Source organism: Luteolibacter rhizosphaerae (assembly GCF_025950095.1).
GTDB lineage: Bacteria > Verrucomicrobiota > Verrucomicrobiia > Verrucomicrobiales > Akkermansiaceae > Haloferula > Haloferula rhizosphaerae.
Genome location: NZ_JAPDDR010000019.1, coordinates 41,883 through 66,640 on the forward strand (window position 1 = coordinate 41,883; position 24,758 = coordinate 66,640).

The following is a 24,758-nucleotide window of genomic DNA, read 5'->3' on the forward strand; positions in this document are numbered from 1 at the left end:
GGGGCCTCGCCTCCGTTGACTTCGCCGGGCTTCCGCTTCAGCTTCGGGCCGTGGACACGATCAAGATCCTCTTCGGCCTGGTCGCGGCGCTCCTTGTCGGGGCGCTCGTTCACTCGTGGAAGGACTTCAAGGTAGCGCGTGGCAAGGAATTGCCGGAGAAGCTCTCCGAGCAGCGGATCGAGATCGGATTGATCAACGATGTCCGCGCGAAGATGAAGGAGGACCGTGACCGGATTACCGGAGTCACTCCGCCGAAGTCCCTCGACGAACCGCCCGAAGTTTCCACCGATGCTTCCGCGGTTGATCTGGCCGCCATCGATGCCGCTTCTTCGCTGGGAGATCCGGTTGATGATTCAGCTCCCGCGCCCACACCTGAACCGGTCCCCGCGCCGAAGATGGACCGCGCCGCTGCCATTGCCGCCGCCCCGGTCGTGGCGAAGATCGTGGAATGGGCGGAGGATCCGTCCTTCGGTCAGTTTGCCACGGTGGATGTGATCGATTCCAAGCTCACCCCGGGCACAGTGGTCGCGATCCGGCGCAACAACGGAATTCTCGGTCGGCTCAAGATTGTCGAGATTACGGCGGAAGGCACCTTGGCCAACCCGGTGGCCGCTTTCACCGAGGTGAAACCCCAGAAGGGCGACCTCCTCATCATCGAGCCGCCCTTGGAGTAGCGAGCAGCTCGCTGAAGCCGCAGAAGACCCGCGAGTCCTCCTGCGGGCTGGGTGGCACCGGCTCATCGCGATCCAGGTGATCCCGGCAGGCGGAGTGGAAATCCTCCGGCGTTTTTGCCCGGCGGATTCGGAACTCGAAATCCGGATCATGCCCCTGCGTCACGAAGACCATCGTCTTCTTCATCCGTTGCACGTGGCCGACCGGATTGAAGTTTTCGGTGAAGGCCGCGAGCTCGTCATAGAGGCGCGTCACATATTCTAACAGGTCGCGGCAGGATGGCGTGTCGACGGTTTCTCCCGCGAAGGCGGAGCGCAGCTGCGAGAAAAGCCAGGGATTCCGGATCGCGCCGCGCCCCATCATCAGGCCGGCGGCCCCCGATTGGTCGAGGTAGGCCAAGCCGGTCTCCACATCCACCACATTGCCATTCGCGATCACGGGGCAGGGGAGTGCTTCCGCGGCCATCTTCACGCAGTCCGGATGCACCGGCGTGCTGTAGCGTTCCTCCACGGTGCGGCCATGGATCACCAGCGCATCGATCGCGTGCTTGCGGAAGATCTCTAACAAATTGGGAAACTCCGCGTGATCATGGTAGCCGATCCGGGTCTTCACCGTGAAGCGGGTGGGGATCGCATCGCGCAGCGCACCCAGGATGCTGTCCACCTTCGGCAGGTTCCGTAGCAAGCCTCCGCCTGCCTCCTTCTTGCACACCACCGGTGCCGGGCAGCCGAGGTTCAGGTCGATGCCTACCACGGGATGTTCTAACAAAGCCTTGGCCGTCTTCACCAGTGCCGGGATGTCTTGCCCGATCATCTGCGCCAGAATCGGCTTTCCCGTCGGATTCTCGTCGATCGAGCGCAGCACCCAGGCACTGGGCCGCGAGTCATTGTGCACGCGGAAGTATTCCGTCACGTAAACATCCGCCCCGCCGTATGGATGGATCACCTTCATGAAGGGCAGATCCGTCACATCCTGCATGGGGGCCAAGTAGAGAACCGACCTGCCCTCTGGATACAGCTCCCTCATTTCGGACGCGCCATTTCGAAGAGATCCGCCGTGTGGCAATACCAGTTCGGTGAGCCCATCCGCCCTACCGGATGGTGCTTCTCCTGGATGATTCGCAGATGCTCCGGTTCGAAGATTGCATCGGCCACATGCACCCGATGCACGATTCCCAAGATAATCCGGTTGCTCCCGATCTCCTGCACCGAGTGAACCTTGCATTCCAAGGCTGCCGGCACGCCTGCAATCCGCGGCGGCCCTACCACGCTTGAAGGCAGCGTTTCCAAACCTGCATGCGGGATCTCGCTCACTCCATTCGGCAGCGTGGCAGCGGTCAGGTTCATCGCCTCCTTCATCTCCTCGCTCACCAAATTGACCACAAACTCCCCGCTGCGCTTGGCGTTCAGCGCGCTGTCTTTCGGCGTGCCATCGGCCCGGTCACCCGGCGCGAAAATCACCAGCGGCGGATCATCACCGAAGACATTGAAAAAAGAGAACGGCGCCGCATTCACGCTGCCGTCCTTATTCAATGTCGTCACCCACGCAATCGGCCGGGGCATCACCAGCCCGGCCAGAATCGCATAGGCGCGGTCGGCATGCTCGCCGAGCAAATCGAGTTCCATGCGCGAGAGCATGGGGGAGGACCCGCCCTCCGGCAAATCGGGATTCTACGGCTTCTGCTCTCCCGTGAGTCGCTCCAGCTCCCGCCGGATATTCTCCCGCGCAGCTTCCTCCCGTATCAGGAAGCTCTCTGTCCGGTAGATGGGCTGGGAGAGGAAGTGCTCCATGACCTTCGCCCGGCCTGCGCAAAAGGCGTCCTCGGGCACATGAGAATACTCGAGTCGTATCGCCCGGGTGTAAGCGAGGTAAACCTCCGGTAGACTGCTGAGAATCGCCAGATCGATGTCGATCATCAGGGCCTCCGAGGGCTCATCCCTTCGAGGTTTCCGGAAGTCGGTGGCTTCGATCAAGCGGCAGATGGCATCCCTCGTATCCTCGGCGATCCAGCCCGCAGTCTGCTCCCTAAACCACCGGATGCTGGCATCCTCGTTGTCGTGGCCCTTCGGATCATAGATCACGTCGTGGAACCAGATCGCTCCTTCGAGCAGCTTATCGGAAGTCTGTTGGAGATTGAGCTCCGCCAAGGATGAAGCAATGTGGCCCAAGTGATGATAGTGACGACCCGGCTCCTGATAGCGGGAGGCAAGACCCTCTGCCAAAGACGCCGCGACATCGCTCGCCGCTCCTTGGTCCACGCACCACGAGATGAAGCGCGGCAGGATCCGCGCGGTCGCTTTGGCATCGGGTCGCTCGATCACGGCACCTCCACAATCTGAATGCCAGCCACCCCCGTCTGACCACCCGCCAGGGTGCCATCCCACTCCAGCGAGAATTCCTTGGCCGTCTGACCGCGGAAGACGACGTAGTTCCCGCCCGCAGCCGTTTCCGCCGTGGTGCCCGCGGACTCGATGAATTTCCCGTCGTGCCAGCCGAGTTTGTAGTGCCGGTCCTCCTGCCGCCCGCCCGCTTGGAGCGATACCTTGCCGGAGCCGCCATTGTCATCGGCGTTCACATACACATGTATCTCGTAGCGTGGGTAGCGAATGCCGGACACCGCGAGCTTGCCCTTGCCTTGGATATAGCCGCGCTGCATCCCGAGATGGCCGCCGCTGAAACCCCACTCCCGGCCGGTCTTGCTGCGTCCGGCCTGATCTCCTCCCGGCAGCTCCCAACGCGCTTCGACTCCTTCAGACGCCTTCCCGCCTGAATCCTTGAGAGACGCTGCTCGCCCGCTTGCCCCGGGCAGATTGTTCCAGTTCATCTGTGACACACCTGCCGCTCCCGCCGTCTCGCCCGGTGCCAGCTCCGTCGATTTGTCGCTTGCCACCGAGAAGTTCAGCCCGATCCCGCGCGTCGTGATCTCCGGTGCACTGCCGGGTGGGGCCAGCACATAGTCCGGCACTGCTTCCTTCGCGTAGACCCGCACGTAGTCCACATACATATCGGTGCCCTCGCCGTAGCGCGCCAGGTCGATCGGCCAGCCGCTGATCCCGCCGATCGCGTAGTTCATCAGGAAGCAGTGAGGATACTTCTTCGACACATCGTTGGTCGGATGCCGGAAGACCTCGATGTCGTCCAGGTAGTAAACCGTGTCGTCCAGGCCGATCGAAACCGCATAGGTGTGGAAAGTACTAGACCAGTAGGACTTCCCACCCAGCTCCATCATCCGCACCACCGTATTCGGGTGCTCCTTGTCTTTTCCGTCCGGCCCCTTTTGGCCCCATGGATGCGTCACGATCGAGTACCCCGGGTGATTGGGGTGCCCGGTGCCATTGCCTCCGTAAGCCTCCACGATATCCAGCTCGTCGCCATTCGAGCCTTGGTCCAGATGCGTGATGGTCCAGAAGGCCGGCCAAGTTCCGGGCGCGGATTGCGCGGTGAAGCGGCATTCCAGATAGGCCGGAGCCTTCGCCCACACACCTTTGCCATCCATGTTCACGGAGGAGATGATCCCGCTTCTGCCCTTGGGAGAGGTGTCGTCCTTCCTTGCCGCTATCTTGAGCCAGGTGCCGGTTTGCGAGAAGGGCTTGCCCTCTCCCAGCACATCGGAGAATTGCCAGCCGCTGAAATCCCCGTAGCGCGGTTTGTGCGCCGCATAGCGCGCGCCCCTCCCATCGTTGGAGATGGAGAGCGGCCCGTCGAAGTCGTCGGCGAAGATCTGCTTCAGGCCCTTTGCCGCCGGAGGGTCTTGCTTCGGGATCCCTTGATTCCACTTCACGCCACCCAGATTGAAGAGCTGCAGCTCGTAGATGTCCTTCTTCCCCTCCGCGCTCTCCGCGAAGATGCGTACATTCACCGGGCCATTCGGGAAGCTCTCCGCGGGGAAGATGAAGGAGCCTTCGCCCGCGGCTCCCAGCTTGATCCCGCCGGGCGTCAGGTTCTCGTCGTGCCCCCACTCGCTCGGCTGCTCCTTCGTCGGCTGCTGCCAGCACAGGGCTTTGGCCGCAGCCATCCCCTGGGCTGCGAATTTTACCTCCACATCCCCCTTCACCTCCGAGCGCGGTGCAGGTGTGGATACCGAGATCGCCTGCACCCACTCCGCACCGCCCCGATCTTGGCCGTTGTTGAATTCCAGGTAGACTCGTTCCTTCTCCTCGGCCCCCGCCGTTTGCAGCGTGGTGAGTGTGGTCGCGAGGAGCAGCGAGGAGAGTGCTTTCATGGATGAGAAGTGGTGCGAACCCGGCCTCTACGAATGGTGTATCAAGCGTCTTTCCCCTTTGCCAATGGCCTTGGGGAGATCATTGCCCAGCTTACCGAGTGGACTCAATCCTAGGGACTTACAGCAACAGGCAAGGGATGCTCGCACCTCCTCTAACGCAACATTGCAAAATGCATTCGCATTAAGAAACTCCTCGACGCTGTGGTGAGCATATTTGCACCACATGATGGTGCGCCTCTTAGCCATCAATCTCTTTAACGCCATCCCCGGTGCGTCGCGTCCCGGCTCGTTCCCCTGCTTCCTCGCCCTTTCCGGCCGATGAATTACGACGCAATCATCATCGGCGGCGGGCCGGGAGGAAGCACGGCAGGCAGTGTCTTGGCAAAGGCCGGCAAGAAGGTGCTGATACTCGAGCGCGAGCGCTTCCCGCGCTTCCATGTAGGGGAATCCCTCATCCCCTACGGCAACGACGTGCTCCGGGAGATCGGCGCGTGGGACAAGATGGTGGCACACGGCTTCATGGAGAAGCTGGGGGCGGAGTTCGTGTTGGGGAACTCGAAGGCGGGCATCAACATCATCTTCGGGCGCTACCTGAACGCGCGCTATGCCCAGACCTTCCAAGTGGAGCGGGCGAAGTTCGACAACCTCCTGTTAGAGAACTCGGCCTCGTTGGGCTGCGAGGTCTGGCAGGAAACGAAAGTGAAGGAGGCGAAGGTCACGGACGAGGGATCGACGATCACCTGCGAGAAAGATGGCGAGGTCCACGAGATCTCCGCTCGATGGGTGCTGGATGCCAGCGGGCGCGACGCCTTCCTCGGACGGCAGATGAAGCTGCCGAAGACCGATCTCGGCCTGCCCAAGAAGTTCGCCACCTTCGCCCACTTCCGCGGGGTGAAGCGGAATGACGCGCCCTACCACGGGCACATCACGATCGTGCGCCTGAACTTCGGCTGGTTCTGGATGATCCCGCTGGATGCCGAGAAGACCTCGATCGGCCTCGTGCAGACGCTGGAGCACTTCAAGTCCACCGGCATGAGCCCGGGCGAATGCTTCGAGCACGTGGTGGCCACTTCCTCCGAGCTTCAGCGGCGTATGGCCGGAGCCGAGAGGGTGAACGAATACAACTTCGCCGGCGACTACACCTACCGTCATTTGCAGAACGCCGGTCCGCGTTGGCTCTTGATCGGCGATGCCGCGGGCTTCATCGACCCGATCTTCTCCTCCGGCGTGATGCTCGCCATCCGCTCCGGTCATGCCGCGGCCAAGGAAGTGGTGGCGGCGGATGCGAAGGGCACCACCCTGAGCACCCGTGCCCAGCGGCGCTATACCAAGCGCGTGGGCGAAATGTGCGAGGTGTTCCTGAACATGATCAAGATGTTCTACAACAACGACTCCTTCGAGGTCTTCATGGACGAGCACCCGCCGAAGGGAATGGAGTGGGCGGTGAACAATCTGGTGGCCGGTAACACGCGCATGGGCTGGCGGCTGCGCTTCCATGTCTGGCTCTTCTACGCCGTGTGCACGCTGCACCGGCACAAAACCATCGTGAAGAAGATCGACTTCTCCGATCCGCGCGCCGCCACCGCAGGCGCGTCCACCTCAGTCTCGTGATTCCCATGGAAACCGTTCCTTCATCCGATACCTACGATGTGATCGTACTCGGCGGCGCACTTTCCGGCGCGGCCACCGCCACGCTGCTGATGCGCCATAATCCCGGCATCCGCGTGCTCATCATCGAGCGCACCGAGCGGCTCGGCCGCCGGGTCGGCGAGGCTACCGTGGAAGTCAGCGCCTATTTCATGGGCCGCGTGCTGGGCCTCACCCGCTATCTCAACGAGAACCACATCTGCAAGCAGGGCCTGCGCTTCTGGTTCAAGAACGACGAGGTGGAGAACATCTCCCAGGCCAGCGAACTGGGCGCGAAATACCAAGTGCGTTTGCCCTCGTATCAACTCGACCGCCAGACCTTCGATGAAGAGGTGCTGCGCCGCGCGGGAGAATCAGGTGCCGAGATCCTGCGCCCCGCGGTAATCCGGAATGTCGATCTCGCCGCTGGCGGACACCAGAGCGTGGAGATCAAGCACGATGGCGCAATCCGCATGCTCAAGGCTCGCTGGGTGGTGGATGCTTCCGGCGTGGCGGCACTACTCGCCCGCAAGAATGGCTGGTGGGTCCGCAATGACGAGCATCCCACCGCTGCGGCATGGTCGCGTTGGAAGGGTTTGAAGGATTGGGACGGCCGCGAGCTTGCGGAGAAGTATCCTGAGTGGGCGAAGTACTGCGACGGCGTGCGCGGCACCGCCACCAACCACATCATCGGAGATGGCTGGTGGAGCTGGTGGATCCCGCTGAAGGGCGGCGATACCAGCGTGGGCGTGGTCTTCGACCAACGCATTGTGGAATGGAAGGAGGGCGGCAAGGTGGCCGAGCGCCTGAAGGATTTCCTCATGGAGCATCCGGTAGCGCGCGAGCTACTCGCCGATGCCACCTACGATGAGGAGGATGTTCATTGGCGTCGGAACCTCGCCTATTACAGCACCACCTTTGCCGGCGACGGCTTCGTGCTAGTCGGCGATGCTGCTGCTTTCATGGATCCCTTCTATAGCCCGGGCATGGACTGGATCTCCTTCAGCACCACCAGCGCCGCGCATCTCATCACGCGCCAGCGCAAGGGTGAGGCCGTGGCACCGCTCGTGGAGCGGCACAACCGTGACTTCGCGACCTGTCATCGCCGTTGGTTCGAGTCCGTCTACAAGGACAAGTACCACTACATGGGAGAGTATGATCTCATGAGCCTGGCCTTCCGCCTGGACCTGAGCCTCTACTACTGGGGCGTGGTGGTGCCACCCTTCTCGGACGGCGAGCTGGCGCTCACGATGCCGCCCTTCTCGCCGCCCAGCGGCAAGCTCTTCTCCGCGCTGATGAGCTGTTACAACCGGCGCTTCGCCGCGATCGCGAAACGCCGCCGCAAGCACGGCCTGCTCGGTCGCACGAACAAGGAGATGCGCTGTCTTCTGTCCGGCTTCACACTTGAGCGAAAGGACATGTTCCGCCTCTTTGGCATGCTCTTCGATTGGCTGAAGCTGGAGCTGCGGGAGGGCTTCTACACCTGGTTCTCGCCCGATGAGGATGAACCGATGACCAGTCCCGTGAAGCGCGAGGTCCGGGCCTGAGATTATCCGGAAACGACGTCTTATGAATCGCAACGCGATATTCTACCTGGTGGTTCTCCTCGTCGTCGGCGGGGGGATCTTGGGAGTCATCCATCTCGGGGCCGGCTTGCCTGCACCCGCGCACACGGATGCCTCGCTGGCGGCAGAGGCCGCTCGTGCCGCTACAGCACCGGCAGCAGTAGCTCCGCCAAGCTCCGCCTTCGGCGCGATGCTTGCCTCGCTTTCTGCCAATCTCAGCCACCCGCTCAGCCACCTCTTCATCCAGCTCCTCGTCATCATCGCTGCCTCGCGTGTGGCAGGCGGTCTCTTCACGAAGTTCGGCCAGCCGGCGGTGATGGGGGAGATGATGGCGGGTATCCTGCTCGGGCCTTCGTTGCTGGGCTGGGTTTCTCCGGAAATGTTTCAGTTCGTCTTCCCGGCCTCCTCTCTCGGGACACTGAAGCTTCTCAGTCAGATCGGCGTGTGTCTCTTCATGGTCACGGTGGGCATGGAGCTGGATGTCCGGCAGGTGCGGAACAAGGCGCATACCGCGGTGGTCGTCAGCCATGCCAGCATCGTCGCACCCTATTTCCTCGGCGTGGTGCTGGCCTACTTTGTTTATAGTAGTTTGGCCCAGCCCGGTACGAATTTCACAGCCTTTGCCCTCTTCATGGGCATTTCGATGAGCATCACGGCCTTTCCAGTGCTCGCCCGCATTCTTCAAGAGCGCGGCATGTCCCGGACCTACCTGGGCACAACCGCTGTAACCTGTGCTGCCGTGGACGATGTGACCGCATGGAGCGCCCTGGCCTTCGTCGTCGCGATCGCGGGTTCCACCAGCGTGGCCGGGTCGGCTCTGAATCTCGCATTGGTTCTTGTTTTCATCGCGGTGACGATCTGGGGCCTGCGTCCCTTGCTGCCGCGGCTCTTCGGTCGCGAGGAGCTGGAGCGTGCGGATCCATCCAAGCGGACACTCGCCATTACTATCTGCGCGGTGCTCGCCTGCGCGCTCTGCACGGAGTTGGTCGGCATCCACGCCCTCTTCGGCTCCTTCCTCGCGGGGGCGATCATGCCGACGGTGGCGGGCTTCCGTCACAAGCTGGCAGTGCGGATCGAGAATTTCAGCACGGTGCTGCTGCTTCCTCTCTTCTTCGCCTTCACCGGCCTGCGCACCCAGATCGGCTTGCTCAATGATCTCAGTGGCTGGCTGATCTGCCTGGCCATCATCGGCGTGGCGACCGCCGGCAAGCTCGGAGGAACCGCGCTGACCGCGCGCTTCACCGGGATGAGCTGGCGCGATTCCCTGCAACTCGGCGCGCTGATGAATACCCGCGGGCTCATGGAGCTCATCGCGCTGAACATCGGCTACGACCTCGGCATTCTCTCGCCGCGCATCTTCGCCATGCTGGTGATCATGGCATTGGTGACCACCGCCATGACAGGTCCCTTGCTCACATGGTTCCAGCGCATGCGGTTGCGGGACGAAGTCCCCGATCACCTCGTGCGCTCCTGAGAAGTCTTCTGATCCCAACTCCCCCGGGTGTCTGGCGGCCTCTTCCTCCTGATGGTGGAAGGGGCTGTCAGCTCCGAAAGAAAACCCAAAAACAAACCCATGATTAAGGAAGTATTGGTACTCGGCGGCGGCAGCGCTGGCTTCATCGCGGCGATCTCGATCAAGCGGAAGATCCCGCAGCTCAAGGTGCTGGTGGTTCGCAGCCCTTCGATCGGCGTGATCGGCGTGGGCGAGAGCACGACTCCGAACTTCCCGCCACATCTCTTTGAATACCTCGGCATCTCGCGGAAGCGCTTCTACGCCCTCGCGCAGCCAACTTGGAAGCTGGGAATCCGCTTCCTCTGGGGCGCTCGCGGCAGCTTCGATTACACTTTCAATCTCCAGCTCGACACTCACTACGCGGATCTCGCCAAGCCCACGGGCTACTACTGCGATGACGATTTCAACGATGCCAGCCTGCCCGGCGCGTTGATGCGTCGCGACATGGCCTTTCCCCGTCAGGAAAATGGCGCCCCGGATATCCACGGCTGGCACGCCTTCCACATCGAGAACAAGAAGTTCATCGAGATCCTCGAGATCGTGGCGAAGGAAGAAGGCGTGGAGGTGACGGATGGCAAGGTCACCGGCAGCGAGCGCGGTGACAAAGGGATCTCCGCCGTGCACCTCGAGGATGGCCGACGCCTCACCGCGGATCTCTTCATCGACGCCAGCGGTTTCCGCAGCGAGCTGTTAGGGAAAACCTTGGAGGAACCCTTCGTCAGCTTCGACAAATCTCTCTTCTGCAAGAAGGCCGTGATCGGAGGCTGGGAGCGCGGGCCCGATGAACCTATTCTGCCCTATACGACGGCGGAGACGATGGACGCAGGCTGGGCCTGGCGCATCGACCACGAACACCTGATCAATCGCGGCTACGTCTATTGCCCGGATCACATCTCGGATGACGAAGCGGCCGCAGAATTCCAGCGCAAGAATCCGAAGGCCAAGATCGAGCCGAAGATCGTGAACTTCCGTTCGGGGTTCTACCAACGTCAATGGGTCGATAACGTCGTTGCCTTCGGCAACGCGGGCGGCTTCGTCGAGCCGCTGGAATCCACGGCCATCATGATTCTCTGCTCGCACGTGCAGACCTTGGTGGATTTCCTCCTCCACAGCGATCTGGAGCCCACGCCCACCATGCAGCGGCTCTACAACGATCTAACCGCCAACACTTGGAACGACATCCGCCAGTTCCTCTCGCTGCATTATAAGTTCAACGGCAAACTGGACACGCCGTTCTGGAAGGTCGCTCGGGAAGAAACCGATGTCTCGGGTATCGCGGACTTCATCGAGTTCTATCAGGAGAACGGGCCCACCGGCTTCTGCCGCTACCAACTACCTCGCTCGGAGAATGACTTCGGCTTGGAAGGGTTCCTCGTCATGATGGTGGGGAATCAAGTGCCCTATAAGAAGCGCTACAAGGCAACGCAGCAGGAGGCTCAGGCATGGGCCCGGCGCAAGCAGCAGTTCGCGCAGGAGGCGAACCGGGGCATCCGCAGCGAGGAGGCCCTTGCCTACATCAAACATCCCGGCTGGCAGTGGAACAGCGACGCTACGAAGTAGCGGTAGCCACCGGATCGAGAAGCGATTCCAAGCAATAGCGCGCCGATCCATTCGGCTGCTTCATGGGTCGGCGTGGCCGCTTCTAACAAGTGCAATCCATCGCTATTTTTGGTGCGAGCTTGTAGCTTTCGTCAATTTACACTTCAGGCCGTTTCCTTAGACTCGGCCTTGTGCGTCCCCGAAGGAGTTTTCCCAATATCAGTAGCCTGCGCGCCGCGATCCAAGGTCGTCGGATCGTGCGCTTCTGGTGGAAGAACCGGGAGTTCAGGATCGAACCCTACGGCCTTCTGCAGGCGAAATGTACCAAGGCTTGGGTTCTTGCAGGTTGGTGCCTTGAGCGTCAGTCATGGCGCTTCTTCCGCTTCGCGGAACTGAGGGACATCGAGACCTCGCAGGAGCGCTTCCCGCTTCGCGATGATTTCCCTATGGAGGTACCGGATTGCCGCGGAGGATGGCGACGGCGCGACGCCTGAGCATGGCTTTCCCCGCTCTTGGCGGGCGGGGTGGGCTGGATACTATCGTTTGACAAATCCCGGTATTCCCCGAGCCTGCACCCGGCAGCAGCTCTTGAGGAGCCGTGTGCCGTCTCTCCCATCCGATGACCGTCAACGAGGACAAATTTGCTCCCGGCCCATGGATCCCCTGGATCCTGGCGCTGACGGTTTGGTTCGGTTGGAACGCCTTTGCTCCCGACCATTCGGCGACGGTGAAGGATGACTCCGGGTCCGGAGTCGGCTTGGTCCATCATGCCGATGACTTCCGTGCTCCCGCGGGTCATTCCCATCAGCTCGCCGGTCTGCTGCTTGCCGGTTGTGGTATCGACTGGGTCGGTGCGCAGCCATCGAAGCGCCTCGGGATTGAAGTGCTCCGGGAATCCTCGGCGGAGGATCTGCGCTGGGATAGTATTCAGGGTCGCGCGCCGCCTTTCGGGGCTTGAGTAAAGTCCGGCCCATGGAGACTTGCCTGAAGGGCGGGTGTCCGTGTGGCTCGCTTGTTCCCAATCCGGCTGCGGATCCCTTCGAGATCGCGGCGGGTTACTCATTCCCCGAGCGCACCTCGTTCTGCCGAGGCTGCCATGCTCCCGCATTTCCCGGGAGCGGTTCCATGCCCGTCTGATCCCATGACCTCTTTGCGTACAACACGATCCCAGATCGCCGCCCCGGCTTCCCTGAGCCGGACTTTTCTCGAAACCTCCAGCCTCTCCGCCCGATGATCCAGTGGCTCTTTCCCAAATTGCTGGGCGGTAAGGATCAGCGCGAACTCCACCGACTGCGTCCCACGGTCGCCCGCATCAACGAGATCGAGGAGAAGCTCCAGCAGGAGCCGGCCGAGAAGCTGATCGAACTCACCCGCAGCTGGCAGGATCACCTTGCCCGTTATCATCCGCTCAAGGCACCGAACAAGGTGCAGCTCGAGCAGATGGATCAGGCCGGGCTCCAATCCGTGGCGGACTCCATTCACTCGCGCTTGGCCATCCTCGCACGGGAATTTCCCTCCCTGCCATCCACCGTCTCGCCAAGCGTCGAATCGATCGAGAAGGCCAGGACGGCATTCCACGCGGTAGAGGAGCAGTTCCAGAAACCGCGCGCCAAGTATCTCGAGAAGATCCTGCCGGAAGCTTATGCCGTGGTGAAAAACGCGGCCCGGCGGCTCTGTGGCTCCGAGGTGTCGCTCGATGGACAGCCGCTGCGCTGGAACATGGTCCACTTCGATGTCCAGCTTCTGGGTGGTGTCGCCATTCACCGCGGCATGATCGCCGAGATGCAAACCGGCGAGGGCAAGACCTTGGTCGCCACCCTGCCAATCTTCTTGAATGCCCTCACCGGCCTCGGCGTGCACGTCGTGACCGTGAACGACTACCTTGCCCGCCGCGATGCGGCATGGATGGGCACGCTCTTCCGCTACCTCGGCCTCAGCGTGGGTTGCGTAGTCAACCAGATGCAGTCGCAGGAGCGGCACCAGGCCTACGCTTGCGATATCACTTACGGCACGAACTCGGAGTTCGGCTTCGACTACCTGCGCGACAACGGCATGGCCTCGACCAAGGAAGAGCAGGTTCAGCGCGGTCATCACTTCGCGGTGATCGACGAGGTGGATTCCGTGCTCATCGACGATGCCCGCACGCCCCTGATCATCACCGGCCCCTCGCCGGAATCTTCGAAGCCCTTCGAACTCTACAACACGGCCGTTGAGCGTCTGGTGCGGAAGCAAACCGAGCTCTGCAGCCAGCTCGCATCTCAGGCCAAGCAGTTGCTGGAGAAGGGTGACACCAAGGAAGCCGGCCTCGTTCTCCTCAAACTCAAGCTCGGCCAACCTCGGAACCGCCAGTTCCTGCGTCTCATGGAGAATCCCGAATGGCGGCGTTTGCTGGAAAGCACCGAGCTCGCCTTCCATCGCCAGATGTTCCGGAAAGATCTGCACCGGCTAAAGGAGGAACTCTTCTTCGCCGTGGACGAAAAGACCCGCGATGCCGATCTCATGGAGAATGGCCGCCGCTTCCTCGATCCCGAGGACCCGGATTCCTTCACGCTGCCCGATGCCGGTGCCATCCTCGATGGCATCCGCTCGGACCCTACGCTGAATACGGAGAAGAAGGAGCTCGCCATCAGCGCAGTGGTGCAGCGCCGGGAAGAGCAGGCCTTGAAGGTCCATTCCATCTCTCAGTTGCTCAAGGCCCACTGCCTCTACGAAAAGGACGTCCACTACGTGGTGCGCGAGGGAAAGATCAACATCGTGGACGAAAGCACGGGCCGCGAGATGGAAGGCCGCCGCTGGTCGGATGGCCTTCATCAAGCGGTGGAAGCCAAGGAGCGGGTGAAGGTGGAAAAGGAGAACCGCACCTACGCGACGATCACGATCCAGAACTACTTCCGTCTCTACGACAAGTTGGCCGGCATGACGGGCACTGCTTCCACCGAGGCCGCCGAGTTCCACGATATCTATCAGCTCGACGTTCTCCCCATCCCGACCAACGCGCCAAACCTGCGCATCGACGAGAACGACCAGATCTTCAAGACGCGCCGTGACAAGTACACGGCGGTGATCGCCCGAATCGAAACGGCGCACGCCAAGGGTCAGCCGGTCCTTGTCGGCACCGCTTCCGTGGAAGCATCCGAAACCGTTTCACGCATGCTGAAGCGCGCCCAGATCCCTCACACGGTTCTGAATGCAAAGCACCACCAGGAAGAAGCCGGGATCGTCTCGCTCGCCGGACAACGCGGGGCCGTCACCGTGTCCACTAACATGGCGGGCCGCGGCACCGATATCAAACTTGGGGAAGGCGTGGCCGAGTTGGGCGGCTTGTTGGTCGTCGGCACCGAGCGTCATCCCTCGCGTCGCGTGGACCGCCAGTTGCGCGGTCGCTGCTCGCGCCAAGGCGATCCCGGCGGGGCGCGGTTCTTCATCTCGCTGGAGGACGACCTCATGCGGAACCATGCCGAGCCCGCGAGGATGGCGGCGATGATCGAGCAGGCCGGCAAGCGCGGCAGTGGCTTCTCCCTGGGTAGCTTGGTCGAGACCGCCCAGCAACAGGTCGAGCAGCGGGACTACCGCAGCCGCAAGCGTGTGCTCGATTTCGACGACGTGCTGAATCTCCAGCGCGAGATCGTCTACAGCTTCCGGAACGATGTCCTCGCTACCGGAGACATGCGCCGTCTCGTCCACGAGATCATCGCAGACGGTATTGGAGCCAAGGTGCAGGAGTTCCTTGCTGAAGCGGATTCACAGCAACCGGACCTCCAGCCCTTGCTCGATTGGGTCCGCTACCGCCTCCACGTCGATCTGGCGGATGAGGATCTCAGTGCGACCCGGACCGACCGGATGGTCGCCACCATCGCCGCAAAAGTCCGCGAGGCATACCAGAGCCGCGTGTCCGCCTTGCCCGCGGAACTCGTCGATCGGGAAGAACGCCTGCTGGTGATCTCCGCCGTCGACGCTCTGTGGCAGGAGCACCTCAGGGACATGGATGAGCTGCGCGAAGGCGTCTACCTCCGCGCGCAGGGGCAAAAGGACCCGCTCGTCGAATACAAGATCGAAGCCTTTGCCATCTTCGCCACCTTGATGGATTCCATCAAGCAGCAGGCACTCTTCGGTTTGTCCCGCTTCTCAGCCGCGATGAGCACCCAGCCCGGCCAAGCTTGAGTCCGAGATCCGGATCTAACGCGCGCTCCCCGTCTCCGGGGAGCGCGCCTGCCAGATCACACACGCATCCAGTGGGGGAGACCTGTCGTGTGAGGACCCGATAGAAGCGCCAGCCCGAACCCGCTGCGGCAGGATCCGCAGCGGTGATCGGACCGCGCTCGGTTTGGGAGGGAATTTGTCGTAGGCTGCTCCACCGGTCGGGCGGAGATGCCTTCATTCCCTTCATCGCCGCCGCTTCGAATGCGTGACAGTCCCCCGCCCGGATTTCTGAACAAAGTTCTCCGCTATTTTCCGGGCGCCGAGAGCAGCGCGTTCACCTCCGCCTCCCGCGTGCGCAGCGCCTCCGCCTCCTCGCGGCGACCGAGATTCTCATACGATTGCGCGAGCAGCCTGGCGCACCATGAGACGTGGTTGAGCAGGCCCTTGTGGCCGGGCATGGCGGCGGCTTCGTGCTCCGCGATGCGCAGGGCATCGGTGAAATAGGGCAGGGAATCTTCCGCCCGGCCGAGCTTTTGCAGCGCCACCCCCATGCGGAAGGCAGCGTGGGAATACATGTTGCTGTCGCGGCTGTAGTGCTTGAGCACGTGATCGTGGAACGCCGTGAAATGCCGCAGCATGCCCGGGTAGTCTCCCTGCGCCTCCGCGTTCGAGCCTTGGGACATGTCCAGCTCCGCCAGTTCACCGGCATAGATGACATCATTCGGAGTCTTCCCTAGCAGGCCGCGCAGGATCGCCTGCGCGCGGTCGTACTCCTCCCCTGCCTCCGGAGTTCCTCCCTCGATGTAGCCGAGCGCATGGCCGATCGCCCGATGCGCCGCCGCCTGCGCATGCACCGCACGCGTGTCCACATCGCGGGCAGCCAGAGCGTCCGCCTCTCCCAGCATGAGCCGTGCATCGGCCAGTGCCTCTGCATGTCGACCGCTCGCCATGCGATGCTCCGTGCGGTCGCGCAGCGCGGCGATTACCCGCAGCGCGCGCTCCGTGTCTTGAGGGGCGGCGTCACGAGCAGCTTCACAGAGTTCCAGCGCTTCCGTGTAGAGCGCATCGGCCTCCGTGTTCATCCCGCGCACCCCGATCACATCGCCCTTCACCACCAGCACATCGGCCAGCTTGAGCGCTGCCTCGGGAGTCCGCCCCGATTCGTCATAGGCCCGGCGGAAATGCTCCGCCGCCTTCTCCAGCACGGAATCCATCGCGCCCAGATTCCCGGTCGGCTCCAGTCGCTGTCGCAGATCCGTCAGCAGGAATTGCAGCAGTCCCGCCATGTGTTGCTCCGCGGCCTCGGCTGCCGCCCGGCGGGTTTCCGCCTCGCGCCGCGCCTTCCATGCCAGCACCGCGCTACCGCCGGTCACCAGCGATACCACCGCGAGCACCGCCACCACCCGCGCCCGCCGCACCATCTTCCGCCGCAGGGCCTGATCGCGCAGCGCCTGCTGCCGTGGTCGGTCCGCGGCATGCAGGAAGGCCTCGCGGAACTTGCCCGCATCCGCATAGCGCCGCGCCGGGTCGGTCTGCAGCGCCCGCAGCACCACGCTGTCGAAGCTCGCATCCACCTCCGGATTTCTCAGCGAGGGCGGATCGAAGTTCCCGCGCGGCAGCTCGCCGGTCAGCACCTCATAGGCGAGCACGCCCAGGCTGAACACATCGCTGGCGGGCGATACTGCATGCGCGCGCGATAGCTGCTCCGGCGCGGCATACTCCGTCGTCCCCACCGTCGTGCCCGGGCGCGTCAGCCGCAGCGCCTCCGCCGCCTGCTCCGCCGTCAGGGCCAGACCGAAGTCGCCGAGCCGCGGTGGCCCATCCGCAGAGAGGAAGACATTCGCCGGCTTCACATCCCGGTGCACGATCCCCAGTTGGTGCGCCGCGTGCAGGGCATCCGCCACCTGCGCGATGAGTGGCACCGCCTCCTCCAGCGGCAGCTTCCCGCGCCGCAGCCGCGAGGCCAGGTCCTCGCCGTCCACGAATTCCATCGCATAATACAGATGGCCCTCCGCCGTCTCCCCCGCCTCATACACCTGCACCACTCCCGGGTGCTTCAGGCTCGCCATCAGCCGCGACTCGTGCCGGAACCGCGGCGATAGCCCCGGCGTCTCTGCCAGCGCGGGCGAGAGCACCTTGATCGCCACCCGCCGTTGCAGGTCCCGCTGCACCGCGGCGAAGACCGAGCCCATCCCGCCCTGCCCGATCAAGCGCTGCACCTCGTAGGCCGGCAGCATCGCCCGCGCCTCTTCCAGGCTCAGCGGCGGTCCCGCCTCCACATACGCCGCCGCGGAGGGACGCAGGCCCACCTGCAGCAAGGCCAGCGGATCCACGCCGCCTGGCAGGGAATCGCCGCCGGGGATCTGGGACAGTGACCGGCTCATGTCATGAATTCATCGCGGCGCGGACCGATTTGTGACCTGAAAATCGGCGCCAGTCAGTTTAGAATGCTGCCAGTAACCCCTCCATGTCTTTCCCGCTGGAACCCTCAGCTCCCTTTCCGCTCACCCGCTGGAGCCTCGTGATCTCTTCATGCGGGCAGGACGAAGCCGCCCTTGAAGAGCTCTGCCGTCTCTACTGGCAGCCGCTCTACTCCTTCTGCCGCCGCAGCGGATTGAATATCGAGGACGCGGAGGATGTCACCCAGCGCTTCTTCTACGACCTGCTGAGGAATCGTGCCGAGCTCTTGGAGGGAGCTTCACCGGATGGCGGCCGCCTTCGCTCCCTCTTCCTCCGCGTTATCCAGCGCCGCATCGCCGATCACCGCCGCCAGGCCGGCGCGCTCACCCGCGGCGGGGGAAAGCTCCTCTCGCTCGATACGGAAGCTGCCGAGGCCGGACTCCAGGCCGTCGCCCCCACCGCCACCGCCGAGCAGGTCTTCGACCGCCAATGGGCGCTCAGCGTGCTCCAGCTCGCCCTCGCGCGCATGGAGAAGGACTTCGCCGCCACCGGCCGCGCCCATCACTTCGCCGCCCTTTCCCCCTTCCTCGATCTCGGCTCCCAGGAGCGCAGCTACGAGACCCTCCGCCAAGTCCTCCAGGTCGACGAGGTCTCCGCACGCCAGGTTGTGCATCGCTTCCGCAATCGCTTCCGCCGCCACCTTCGCAGCGAGATCGCCGAAACCATCGCTGATGCCGACGAAGACGCCATTGACCGCGAGCTAAACGACCTCTGCGCCATTCTCAGGGAGGGCTGAGCTGGTAAAGGAAAGCGCGCTCCCCTCCCGGAGAGCGCGCTGGGAAGACTCAAGGATCAGTCCTCGTCTCAGGGGGTGACCACCACCCGCAGGAAGCCTTTGCCGGGAGTTCCATTGGAACCGCCCAGGCTGAAGGTCTTCCAGACATAGCCGGAGGGCAGCGTGATACCCGCAGGCGGCACCGCCGTGGGCACCACGTTCACCGTCTCGTTGAAGGCGCTCAGATTGAGGCTGCCTTCGACGCGATAGCCGTAGGTCGGATCGTCGGAAGCAGCGCTCTTCGAGGTTGCGCCCGTGAAGGTCCCGGTGCCGCTGCGGACCGCGATCGTGAGCAGAAGCTCCTTGTTCGTGTCGCCGTCAGCGTCGCTGTCGGCCACGATCGGGAAGACCTTGGCATTGTCGCTGCCGCTGGCGGGATTGCCGCCCAAGGCGAACTCCGCTTGGTTGCTGAAGCCGTCCTTGTCCGGATCATCGCCCGGATCGCGGTCGCCCACCGGGATCGAAGGATAGCCCGCGATCCAAGTGCCGAAGGCCGACCCGCCCGGCACTGTGAGCACCAGGTCGTTCCCCACCACGGCCACCGTGCCGCTCAGCCCGCTCAGGTTCACCACCGTGTCCGTGAGGGTGCCGCCGCTATGCCCGGTGATTCCATTGGTCGTGCTCACCAGGGTGTAAGTCCCGGGTGCAGGCGTGGCGGCCGCACTCAGGTCCAGTATGTCACCCGCGGCATTCAGATCGAGCGACAGTACCGAGCGGGTGGCTTGCGCGCCCGGTGTGGCTGCCACCGCCAGCGCATGATGAGCTCCCGCGGCGATGGTCAGCGCACCGCCGAAGTCTCCGTTCCCGCCCAGCGTGGCACCGGGGGCCACCGTCACCGCACCCGTGGCCGCCGGCGAATCCCCGCTCGCGATCAGCGTGCCGGCGTTCACCGTCGTCGTCCCCGTATAGGTATTTGCTCCGCTTACGGTCCAGGTGCCGGCGCCATTCTTCGTGATGCTCGCCACCGCGGTGGGGCTCAGATCGGAGAGCACACCGCTGAAGGTGTTCGCATCCGTGGAGCTCCCGGTCAGGATGATCCCTCGCGTGGTCTGCGCCGCGGCGATCGTGATGTTACCGGTCAGCTTCAGTGAGCCGCTGTCGGATTGGATGACCGATCCTCCGCCCCCCGCTGTCAGGGAGATGTTGCCTTGAATCGTATTGTCCCCTCCCAGGTTGCCGATCGCGTAGGGTACCGTGGCACCGCTGGTGCCATCGTTGCTGGTCACGAAGTTCACCGTCGGAGGAAGCGTGATGCCCCCTTGCAATTGGATGCCCGAGTTACGGTTCACCGCAGTTACTACGCTGGTCCCGAGAGCATTGCTGTTCTGCAGGTTCAAATAGGTCGGATTTCCCGCGCCGCCGTTGATGTTCACTGCGCCTCCCAGCGAGTTCGTGCCGGTCAAGACCAGCGAACCGCCGCCCACCGTCGTCACGCCGCTGTAGCTGTTATTACCGGTCAGCGTCAGGGTGCCGGTGCCCGGCTTGTTGACGCCGAGTGCTCCGGTGCCGCCATTGGAGAGGACTCCGCTGAAGGTGTTGCTTCCCACCACGTTCACGAACAGCCAGCGCTCGAAGTTCGCCCCGTTGGTGATCGTGCCGGTGCCTGCCAGGCTGGCCACCGTCAGGTCGCCCGTGCTGTTCGCATCCGGCGCCGTCGTGCGGTTGATCTGGAGCGTTCCTCCCGCCACGTTCAGCACGCCGTTCACCACGCTCGAGGCGCCGCCTGCTCCAGTGCTCGTCAGCGCCAGCGTGCCGGCACCCGCCTTCGTGAAGCCTTGGTTTGCCGCCGTCTTCAGTTCCCCCACGGCCAGCAGGTTGGCACCCACCGTGACCGTGCGATCACCGCTTCCGCCTGTAGTGGCCGTGCCGGTACCCATGTCCAGATCGTTGCTGCCGGTGAAGGTGAAGTCACCGTTCCACGTCTGGGGGATGTTGGTCGTGAAGGCCACCGCCCCACCGCTGGTGTTGTTGATGGTGCCGCCATTGATCACCACCGCACCCACTCCGAGCGCGGAAGCCGTGTTCAGGTTCAGGGTGCCCGCATTCAGCGTCGTGCCGCCGTTGTAGAAGTTGGTCACGTTCAGCGTGACGCTACCCGTGCCGCTCTTCGTGAGCGTTCCGCCGGCGATCCCGAAGCCTCCGCTGCTCGCCATGGTGTAGTTCACCGTCGAGTTGTTGAAGACTGTCGTCGTCGGGATCACGTCGCCTTCGTCGATCTGCACCGTCTGGTTGCTTCCCGGCGTGTCGTTGAAAACCACGTCGTCCGCATCCATGAAGTCCGTCGCCGCATTGTTGGAGGTTTGCTTCCAATTCTTCGCCCCGGCGATCGTGTTGAAGGTCCACTGGTTGTTCTGCAGTCCGGTCCAGTAGATCGAGGTGCCGATCACTTCCAGAGCGATCGTGTTGCCGTTCATCACCAGATCGCCAAAGGATTGGCGCGCTCCCAGCAGCGGACCACTCGCCACGTTGTAGTCGAAGTCGTTGATGTCCGCGGAGGGGAAGGAGCTATAGCTGATCAGGTTATTCAGCCCGTTGGTCCATGGCCCGGTCCGCGTGATGTTCAGCAGGATGGCGTCGTTGACGCCCGAGGTCGTTAGCGTACCCGCCGTCAGGCCGATTCCCGTGGCGGCGCTCGGCAGGTTCACCGTCGCCACCCCGGCGAAGTTCAGCGTCCCGATGTTCGCTGCCGTCGTCCCGCTGCCCACGATCGCGCCTGAGGAGTCCGCCACGTTCACCGTGCCGTAGCTCCCGGATCCATCCACCATGCCCAGCGTCAGGGTCACGGTGGGTGTCGCCGCCACGCTGCCCGTGTGGGTGAGCCTCGCATCCGGACCGTCCACCGTGATCCCGCTGCTGCTGTTGATCGCCCCACTGCCTTCCAGTCGCAGGGTTCCGCCGTTCACCGTGGTGGCACCCGCATAGCTGTTGGCCGCGTTCAACACCATCGAGCCTCCTCCTGTCTTCGTCAGCCCGCCGTTGGAGATCACCCCGGAGATGATCGCATCCGGCTCGATCGTCGTGTTCGCCACATCCAGTACCCGCGTGCTGCCGCCCAGGCTCACCGGCCCGGAGAAGATCATCTGGTTGTTGAAACCCGGGATGCCGATTGTGAAGTCGGCGGCGAAGGTCGCTGCGTTGCTCAGGGTGCGGGCGGCAAGCCGCGGCACGATCACACCGCCGTTCACGGTTAGTGGTCCGGTGCCGAGCGCCGAGTTGTTGCCGATGTGCAGCGTCCCCGCATTCAGCGTCGTCCCGCCGCTATACGTATTCGCGCCGTCGAATCTCAGGCCCCCGCTACCCGCCTTGATGATGCTGTTGGCGGTGGTGCCATTCGCGATCACACCCGTGGAGGTCAGGACCGCCGCGCCATTCGTGGTGATGGTCCGGCTCGTGCCTGCTGCCGTGCCCAAAGTCACCGCTCCGCCACCCAGACCCAGATCGTTCAGGTTGCTGCTTCCCGCCGTGCTGAAGCTGAAATCGCCATTCCACGTCTGTGCCGTGTTGGTCAGTGTCAGCGCCGCGCCGCTTGTGTTGTCCAGCGTGCCGTTGTTGATCGTGAAGGCCGCGTTCCCGAGCGCGTTCACACCACCCACGTTCAGTGTGCCGCTACCGTCCTTGATCAGGTTGATCGTGCCGGTGCCGGTGCGGATCAGACTGGTATTCATGTTCCAGCTGCCCGGGCCGGTCAGCGTCAGCGCGTGGGTTGCCCCGCCTCCCGCGCCAAATCCCACGTCCGAGCTGAAGGTCACCGCATTGGTCGAGTTGTTCGTCCACAGGTGACTCAATAAGCTGCCGGAACCGAGGGTCAGGAAGTCCGTGCCTGTCGTGCCACCGAAGGTCAGCGCACCCGCTCCGCTGGATACGGTCAGGTTCTGGATCCGCAGACCAGCGGTGCCGCTGGCCTCGTTGATCGTCAGCGGGCTCGTCTGCGTGCCCAGCACGTTGAAGAAAATTCCGTTGCCCGCCGCCAGCCCTGTTCCGGGAGCTAGGGCGGTGTAGGTGAGGGAAAGGGGGCCGGCCACCGTGCCGTCCCACTGCGCGGTATCGCCGGGGGCCGCACCGGTAGGAACCACATCACCGCTCCAGTTCGCGGCGATGTCCATGTTGGTGGCTCCGGTGCCACCGCCGTCCCAAGTCCGGGTGGCTTGGGCATAGGTCACGCCAGAAAGCGCGCCGAGGGTAAGCAGGGTCAGACGGGTCGTAATGATCCGGGTAACGGGTTTCTGTCTCATTGAGGTTTTGCCGAGGGTTTGGGTCGGAAATCCCATGAGAAGTTGTCTGACAGAAATTTCAAGAATCTTCCGTGGTCATAAGACCAGTAGTTTCCCGTATATCCCTTGGAAATCAGCTTGTAATGCGCAGCCCCTACATCGGGCCGGATTTCCGCCTTTCACCCTATCCTCTTCCTGTCGGCGCCTTTTGACCGGAGCGGCAGTCGGGCGATCAGGTACTGCGGATCATCGTCCGCCACAGTGATTCGGACCAGGTCTCCTGCACGGCTCAGCATGCGCCCGCAGTCAGGAGAGAGATGCCGCACTTCCAGCGTCTTGCCTGCCTTGCGATAGCGGCCTGCCAGTGCCTGCAGCGCCTCCAGTCCGGAAAGATCGCATACCCGTGCCTCATGGAAATCCAGCACCACGCGGCCCGGATCCTTGCCGGGCTCGAACTGCTCCGCGAAGTCGCGCACCGAGCCGAAGTAAAGCAGTCCCTCGATGCGATAGACCCGCGTCTCGATCTCATCCTTCAGTATCGAGATTCTAACATGCTTCGCGCTCTTCCACGCGAAGACGAGGGCGGAGAGGATCACCCCGCTGATCACCGCCACCGCGAGATCGTGCCACACGGTGATCGCCGTCACCGCCACGATCACCAGCACATCGCTGTGCGGCACCTTCCCGATCGTCTTGAAGCTGCTCCACTCGAAGGTCGCGATCACCACCACGAACATCACCCCGGTCAGCGCCGCGATCGGGATCCGGTCGATCAAGGGCGCACCCACGAGGATGAAGCTCAGCAACGCCAGCGCCGCGATCACCCCGGACATCCGCCCTCGTCCGCCGGAGCCGATGTTGATCAGGCTTTCCCCCACCAGCGCGCATCCACCCATGCCCTTGAAGGCACCGGCCACCAGGTTCGCCGCGCCCAGCGCTAGACACTCACGGTTGCCCTTGCCCCGGCTTTCGGTGAGCTCGTCGATCAACTGCAGCGTCATCAGCGTTTCGATCAGGCCCACCAGCGCCAGGATCACCGCATACGGCGCCACGAAGCGGAAGGTCTCCCAGGTCCACGGCACTCCGGGCAGATGGAAACTCGGCAGTGATCCTTGCACGCTCGAGAGATCTCCCACGGTCTGGGTCGGTAGCCCGAAGGCCGCGATCAAGCTGACCACCAGGATCGCCACCAGGGATGAAGGAACCTTCTTCGTGAAGCGCGGCAGCAGGTAGACGATCGCCATCGTCAGCGCTACCAGCCCGAGCATCACCCCGAGTGCTTGGCCCTGCAACCAATCGCCGACGACCGCTCCCTCTCGCTCGCGGAACATCTTGAGCTGGGACAGGAACACCACGATCGCCAACCCGTTGACGAAGCCCATCATCACCGGATGCGGCACCAGCCGGATCAAGCGCCCGAGCTTCAGAAGCCCGATCAGCACCTGGATCGCCCCCATCATCAGCACCGCCAGTAGCAGGTATTCGAATCCCGCCCCTGCACCGCCGCGGCGGTCGCCCTCCGCCACCAGCGCTACCATCACCACCGCCAGCGATCCGGCGGCAGAGGAAATCATGCCCGGCCGGCCGCCCAATGCCGCGGTGATCAGGCACACAATGAATCCGGCATACAGACCGGAGATCGGAGGCACCCCGGCCACGAAGGCGAATGCGATCGACCCGGGCACCAGCGCCAGCGCCGTGGTCAGACCCGCAAGCGCATCGTCCTTCCACGTGCCTCGTTTCTTCTGGAAGAGCTGGGAGAACATCGCCGCGGCTTCTCGGGCACTGCTGCGCTAGACTCAACGGAAATCTCCCATTCCTAACTAAATCACGGGTAGAGAGAACGAGAGAACTCCTTCAGATTTTCTATAGTTAAGTTGGACAGGATAGTCCTCGTTAGAATATTTTCTAAGAAGCCGTCTGAAAAATCATCTCCGTCCGGATTTTGATCTGTACTAGCCGGGTGAGGTATTGGAGAAGCTCGCGATGCGCGAGTATCCCTGTAGCCTCACCGATTCCGAATGGGAGATTCTTC

General features: G+C 63.1%; 16 protein-coding genes. 9 read left to right on the forward strand and 7 right to left on the reverse strand.

Annotated elements, in window-relative coordinates:
• Window positions 1–50 precede the first annotated feature (50 nt).
• On the forward strand, window positions 51–674 hold the full coding sequence (locus tag OJ996_RS24825; protein WP_264516454.1) for a hypothetical protein: 624 nt from the start codon (window positions 51–53) through the stop codon (window positions 672–674).
• Here OJ996_RS24825 and OJ996_RS24830 read toward each other — a convergent pair.
• The 4 genes from OJ996_RS24830 to OJ996_RS24845 are packed head-to-tail and all read right to left on the reverse strand — an operon-like array spanning window position 652 to window position 4,894.
• Window positions 652–1,650, reverse strand: coding sequence for a tRNA dihydrouridine synthase (locus OJ996_RS24830; RefSeq protein ID WP_264516456.1), 999 nt, complete (start codon window positions 1,648–1,650; stop codon window positions 652–654). The two genes, OJ996_RS24825 and OJ996_RS24830, sit on opposite strands and share 23 nt — an antisense overlap.
• A 44-nt stretch (window positions 1,651–1,694) precedes the next feature.
• The gene (locus OJ996_RS24835; RefSeq protein ID WP_264516458.1) at window positions 1,695–2,297 is read right to left on the reverse strand and encodes a flavin reductase family protein; all 603 of its coding nucleotides are present in this window, start codon (window positions 2,295–2,297) and stop codon (window positions 1,695–1,697) included.
• A gap of 45 nt (window positions 2,298–2,342) precedes the next feature.
• Window positions 2,343–2,993, reverse strand: a complete 651-nt coding sequence (locus tag OJ996_RS24840; protein ID WP_264516459.1) for an HD domain-containing protein — start codon at window positions 2,991–2,993, stop codon at window positions 2,343–2,345.
• Window positions 2,990–4,894, reverse strand: coding sequence for a glycoside hydrolase family 16 protein (locus OJ996_RS24845; RefSeq protein ID WP_264516460.1), 1,905 nt, complete (start codon window positions 4,892–4,894; stop codon window positions 2,990–2,992). Before OJ996_RS24845 ends, OJ996_RS24840 begins: the two co-directional genes overlap by 4 nt.
• Before the next feature lie 318 nt (window positions 4,895–5,212).
• Between OJ996_RS24845 and OJ996_RS24850 the strand changes: the two genes are divergently transcribed.
• The 7 genes from OJ996_RS24850 (at window position 5,213) to secA (ending at window position 15,298) form a co-directional block, all read left to right on the forward strand.
• A complete protein-coding gene (locus OJ996_RS24850) occupies window positions 5,213–6,505 on the forward strand; it encodes an NAD(P)/FAD-dependent oxidoreductase (RefSeq protein ID WP_264516461.1) in 1,293 nt (430 codons plus the stop codon).
• A 5-nt stretch (window positions 6,506–6,510) separates the two neighbouring features.
• The gene (locus OJ996_RS24855) at window positions 6,511–8,067 is read left to right on the forward strand and encodes an NAD(P)/FAD-dependent oxidoreductase (RefSeq protein WP_264516462.1); all 1,557 of its coding nucleotides are present in this window, start codon (window positions 6,511–6,513) and stop codon (window positions 8,065–8,067) included.
• A 22-nt stretch (window positions 8,068–8,089) separates the two neighbouring features.
• Window positions 8,090–9,559 carry a cation:proton antiporter gene (locus OJ996_RS24860; RefSeq protein WP_264516463.1) on the forward strand — a complete coding sequence of 490 codons (1,470 nt, stop codon included), beginning with the start codon at window positions 8,090–8,092 and terminating at the stop codon, window positions 9,557–9,559.
• Between the two features lie 99 nt (window positions 9,560–9,658).
• Window positions 9,659–11,158 carry a tryptophan halogenase family protein gene (locus tag OJ996_RS24865; RefSeq protein ID WP_264516464.1) on the forward strand — a complete coding sequence of 500 codons (1,500 nt, stop codon included), beginning with the start codon at window positions 9,659–9,661 and terminating at the stop codon, window positions 11,156–11,158.
• Window positions 11,159–11,328: 170 nt separating this feature from the next.
• Window positions 11,329–11,631 (forward strand): WYL domain-containing protein, encoded by a 303-nt coding sequence (locus OJ996_RS24870; protein ID WP_264516465.1) that lies wholly within the window; start codon window positions 11,329–11,331, stop codon window positions 11,629–11,631.
• 125 nt (window positions 11,632–11,756) lie between these two features.
• A complete protein-coding gene (locus tag OJ996_RS24875) occupies window positions 11,757–12,095 on the forward strand; it encodes a hypothetical protein (RefSeq protein ID WP_264516466.1) in 339 nt (112 codons plus the stop codon).
• Window positions 12,096–12,367: 272 nt separating this feature from the next.
• Window positions 12,368–15,298 carry a preprotein translocase subunit SecA gene (gene secA, locus OJ996_RS24880; protein WP_264516467.1) on the forward strand — a complete coding sequence of 977 codons (2,931 nt, stop codon included), beginning with the start codon at window positions 12,368–12,370 and terminating at the stop codon, window positions 15,296–15,298.
• Window positions 15,299–15,582: 284 nt separating this feature from the next.
• Here the strand turns inward: secA and OJ996_RS24885 are convergent, their stop codons facing one another.
• Complete coding sequence (locus tag OJ996_RS24885; protein ID WP_264516468.1) at window positions 15,583–17,661, reverse strand: serine/threonine-protein kinase; 2,079 nt, start codon at window positions 17,659–17,661, stop codon at window positions 15,583–15,585.
• A gap of 83 nt (window positions 17,662–17,744) precedes the next feature.
• Between OJ996_RS24885 and OJ996_RS24890 the strand changes: the two genes are divergently transcribed.
• A complete protein-coding gene (locus tag OJ996_RS24890; protein ID WP_264516469.1) occupies window positions 17,745–18,473 on the forward strand; it encodes an RNA polymerase sigma factor in 729 nt (242 codons plus the stop codon).
• A 68-nt stretch (window positions 18,474–18,541) separates the two neighbouring features.
• Here OJ996_RS24890 and OJ996_RS24895 read toward each other — a convergent pair whose 3' ends face one another.
• Window positions 18,542–22,744: a beta strand repeat-containing protein gene (locus OJ996_RS24895; RefSeq protein WP_264516470.1), complete on the reverse strand. Its 4,203-nt coding sequence runs from the start codon at window positions 22,742–22,744 to the stop codon at window positions 18,542–18,544.
• A gap of 158 nt (window positions 22,745–22,902) precedes the next feature.
• On the reverse strand, window positions 22,903–24,489 hold the full coding sequence (locus OJ996_RS24900) for a SulP family inorganic anion transporter (protein WP_264516471.1): 1,587 nt from the start codon (window positions 24,487–24,489) through the stop codon (window positions 22,903–22,905).
• Window positions 24,490–24,758 lie beyond the last annotated feature (269 nt).

Coding starts and splice junctions, on each gene's coding strand:
- OJ996_RS24830 (WP_264516456.1), bottom strand. CDS start 1,650: ATGCAGGATGTGACGGATCTGCCCTTCATGAAGGTGATCCATCCATAC.
- OJ996_RS24835 (WP_264516458.1), bottom strand. CDS start 2,297: ATGGAACTCGATTTGCTCGGCGAGCATGCCGACCGCGCCTATGCGATT.
- OJ996_RS24845 (WP_264516460.1), bottom strand. CDS start 4,894: ATGAAAGCACTCTCCTCGCTGCTCCTCGCGACCACACTCACCACGCTG.
- OJ996_RS24850 (WP_264516461.1), top strand. CDS start 5,213: ATGAATTACGACGCAATCATCATCGGCGGCGGGCCGGGAGGAAGCACG.
- OJ996_RS24855 (WP_264516462.1), top strand. CDS start 6,511: ATGGAAACCGTTCCTTCATCCGATACCTACGATGTGATCGTACTCGGC.
- OJ996_RS24860 (WP_264516463.1), top strand. CDS start 8,090: ATGAATCGCAACGCGATATTCTACCTGGTGGTTCTCCTCGTCGTCGGC.
- OJ996_RS24865 (WP_264516464.1), top strand. CDS start 9,659: ATGATTAAGGAAGTATTGGTACTCGGCGGCGGCAGCGCTGGCTTCATC.
- OJ996_RS24875 (WP_264516466.1), top strand. CDS start 11,757: ATGACCGTCAACGAGGACAAATTTGCTCCCGGCCCATGGATCCCCTGG.
- secA (WP_264516467.1), top strand. CDS start 12,368: ATGATCCAGTGGCTCTTTCCCAAATTGCTGGGCGGTAAGGATCAGCGC.
- OJ996_RS24885 (WP_264516468.1), bottom strand. CDS start 17,661: ATGAGCCGGTCACTGTCCCAGATCCCCGGCGGCGATTCCCTGCCAGGC.
- OJ996_RS24890 (WP_264516469.1), top strand. CDS start 17,745: ATGTCTTTCCCGCTGGAACCCTCAGCTCCCTTTCCGCTCACCCGCTGG.
- OJ996_RS24895 (WP_264516470.1), bottom strand. CDS start 22,744: ATGAGACAGAAACCCGTTACCCGGATCATTACGACCCGTCTGACCCTG.
- OJ996_RS24900 (WP_264516471.1), bottom strand. CDS start 24,489: ATGTTCTCCCAGCTCTTCCAGAAGAAACGAGGCACGTGGAAGGACGAT.